The 2973-nt window shown below is 65.4% G+C and carries 4 protein-coding genes; 1 reads left to right on the top strand and 3 read right to left on the bottom strand.

The window, feature by feature from the left end:
* Window positions 1-338: 338 nt before the first annotated feature.
* Window positions 339-911 carry a helix-turn-helix domain-containing protein gene (locus AC1DOC_RS27075; protein ID WP_436311825.1) on the bottom strand — a complete coding sequence of 191 codons (573 nt, stop codon included), beginning with the start codon at window positions 909-911 and terminating at the stop codon, window positions 339-341.
* A gap of 239 nt (window positions 912-1150) precedes the next feature.
* Between AC1DOC_RS27075 and AC1DOC_RS27080 the strand changes: the two genes are divergently transcribed.
* Window positions 1151-1342, top strand: a complete 192-nt coding sequence (locus AC1DOC_RS27080) for a helix-turn-helix domain-containing protein (protein WP_150106816.1) — start codon at window positions 1151-1153, stop codon at window positions 1340-1342.
* A 229-nt stretch (window positions 1343-1571) separates the two neighbouring features.
* Here AC1DOC_RS27080 and AC1DOC_RS27085 read toward each other — a convergent pair whose 3' ends face one another.
* Together AC1DOC_RS27085 and AC1DOC_RS27090 are read right to left on the bottom strand one after the other, a co-directional pair.
* Window positions 1572-1844, bottom strand: a complete 273-nt coding sequence (locus tag AC1DOC_RS27085; RefSeq protein ID WP_436311644.1) for a thiamine pyrophosphate-binding protein — start codon at window positions 1842-1844, stop codon at window positions 1572-1574.
* 128 nt (window positions 1845-1972) lie between these two features.
* On the bottom strand, window positions 1973-2973 hold a 1001-nt coding region (locus AC1DOC_RS27090; RefSeq protein ID WP_478130866.1), incomplete at its 5' end, for a helix-hairpin-helix domain-containing protein.

The following is a 2973-nucleotide window of genomic DNA, read 5'->3' on the forward strand; positions in this document are numbered from 1 at the left end:
GCCACCGTCAGCATAGCCAGCCCTCATAGCCGCACAAGGACGTTGCCCTGGAGTTTTCGACGTCGGCCTGCGACCGCCGCGTCCAGGCTACCGAAACCGAAAATCCATTCCGCGCGCAGAGCGAGCCCGCCCGGCCGCCGCGAAAATTTCCTCACGGCTCATCAAGTGGAAGACCCCCGCTGTTGCTACCGTTCGAGGCTTTCTAGGTGTTCGGCATGCCGAACACCTAGAAATAGAGCCGGGCAGAGAGGTGAATTCGGCACGCAGCGAATTCGCGGGTGAACCATCGAATGGGCGTTCGCGTCGCTCCGCGGCGCGGCAATGCCGCCAGGAACAGCCTACTCCCGCAGCGTGAACACCACCGACAGGTAAGAGACCGGCTGGGTCTGAATGGCCTCGATCCCGTGCAGTGCGGTCGCATCGAACAGCAGCGCGTCCCCTGCCCTCACCTCTGCAGTCCTGCCGCCATAGCGGTAGAGGACCTCTCCGGACAGGAAGTACAGGAACTTGAGACCCGGATGCTGGAAGGTCACATAGGGATCGGCGCCGGGCAACAACGTGACCAGGTAGGGCTCGACGAACAGGTTGCCCGACAGCAGATGGCCCAGCAGCTCATAGCGGTAGTCCGCCACCGCGCCGATGCGATCGACCAGGACACCATGTCCTGCACGCACATGGCAGAAGTCAGTGCGCCGCGCCTGATCACTGAAGAAGCGCGAGGTAGGCACATGCAGGCCCTGAGCGAGGCGCTCCAAGGTCTCCACCGACGGTGACACCAGACCGCGCTCGATGCGAGAAAGCATCGAGGCCGAAATCCCCGAGGTCTTTGCCAGCGCGCCGCCAGACACATCGGCCGCCATGCGCAGCGCCCTCACCTGCGCGCCAATGCGCGCCGCGGACAAACTGCGCACGACGGGCACTGGCTGCCGCGGCCGAACGCGTGTGACCGACGCCGGCAGTTTCGGCAAATGCGCAGTGGGAAATGGCGACGGCACCCGAATGTTTCGCATGACCACGGACCTCTTGTAGAGCCATCAGGTCTTTCGATTGTGACTCAAACACGGCTGACGTAAAAGCAGCTTTCTCGAAGACTTCCCCCGTGACCAGTCCTAGGAATTCTTCGAAGCAACCCCAAGCCTCGGCGAGGGAAGTGCTTGCTTTGAATTTGATCCGCCAGCGCGGAGCAAAGGGGTGGTCCCAGGAGGCTTTGGCGTTCGAAGCAGGACTGCATCGGACGTTCGTCGCCCACGTTGAGCGTCAGGCTCGCAACATTTCACTCGACAATCTCGAGCGTCTCGCATTGGCACTGAATCTCAGGCCATATCAGCTTCTCGAGGAATAGTCGCCGCCGGATCAACGATCCGAAACGTCTCGCGCCCTTCTGCGCCCCCATACAGACCTCTCTTGAGTGCGCCGGCCGCTCTATTTGGACTGGTGCCGCGCCTGCAAACCGCACCTGAGGTGCGCCATAGCGACTTTGACTGGAGCCGGAGCCTAGCTACCGATGATTCGGAAGTCCTCGTCTCAAAAAGCGAGACATACCGACGTGCATTGAAGCGGTAGGTTGTTGTTCAAGGCCACGCCAAGACCGGGGGCCATGTTGAGGCCGCCCCGCCCCATCTCGCCCAGCGCCACCGCGATCCGTCCCGGCGCGGCATGGGCCGGCCGCCATCATGGGCCCCGCGCCCTCGTTGCCGCACCTCGACGAAGCGCAATTGCACCTGCTGCGCGACGACGTGCAGCAGCGGCCCCAGCTTGCCACCAACAATGCCGAAGACCTCGCGCACCTGCGCCGCGAGAAGCAAGCGCACCAGCGCCTGCGCGCCGTTGATCTGCAGGGCCATGCGTCAGTCCTCCGCCGTGAAGTTGGCCGCCCTGACGGGTAGCCGGCGTGTCGGTGGAAGCGGCCGCAGCGGCAAGGGCAGTCACCATGTCGGCGGCCGCCGCAGGTAGGCCATCAATACATCGATGGCTACCGGAAATCCCGGCTCACCGTCGCCCCCGCCAACCGCCCCAGCAGCGGCGTCAGATCTTCCAGCCGCGTCGCGACCAGGTTCTTCACCGCCTCCTCGCGCTGCCACCTGCCGTGGACAGCCATGAGCCGCGCGCCCAGCAGTTCCTCGCGCTGCACGTCCCTGAGGCTCTTCCAGACGATCACCTGCACCACGCCCGTCTCGTCTTCCAGCGTCACGAAGATCGTGCCCTTCGCCGTCTCCGGCTGCTGCCGCAACGTCACGATGCCGCAGTGGCTCACCTGCTCCCCGTCCTCGATCCCGTCCAGATCCCGCGCCGTCATGAGCCCGCGCCGCGCCAGGCGCTCGCGCAGCAGGGCGAGCGGATGCCGGCGCAAGGTCAGGCCGGTCGAGGCATAGTCGAACACGATCTCCTCGCCCTCCGGGGCCGCCTCGAGTTCCAGAAAATCCTCGTCGACCGGCACCTCGCGCAGCAACCCGGGTGCCGCGCGCAGCCCCGCCGCCTCCCAGACCTGCTGGCGCCGGTGACCTGACAGGCTCATGAGCGCATCGRCCGCGGCCAGCAGCTTCATCTCGTATAGTTCCAGCCGCGCGCGCAGCGCCAGGTCCTCCGTGCTGTCGAACACCTGCTGCACGCGGGCCTCGACGATGCGGCCGGCCGAGGCCGACTTGAGCCCGCCGATCATGCGCAGCCCGAGCCGCACGGCCGGTTCGTGCGCGAGGTCTTCGAGCGTGCAGTCCACGTCGCTGTACATCACGTCGACCGGCCGCACCTCGACGCCATGGCGCCGCGCGTCCTGCACGAGCTGCGACGGCGAATAGAACCCGAGCGGCTGCGAGTTCAGCATGGCCGCCAGGAACTCCGCGGGGTGGTGGCACTTGATCCAGCAGCTCGCGTAGACCAGCAGCGCGAACGACGCGGCGTGGCTTTCCGGAAAGCCGTACTCGCTGAACCCCTTGATCTGCTCGAAGATGGCCTTTGCGAAGCTCTCCTCGTAGC

It is taken from the genome of Variovorax sp. 01T439_2 (assembly GCF_056398445.1).

Coding starts and splice junctions, on each gene's coding strand:
- AC1DOC_RS27085 (WP_436311644.1), bottom strand. CDS start 1,844: ATGGCCCTGCAGATCAACGGCGCGCAGGCGCTGGTGCGCTTGCTTCTC.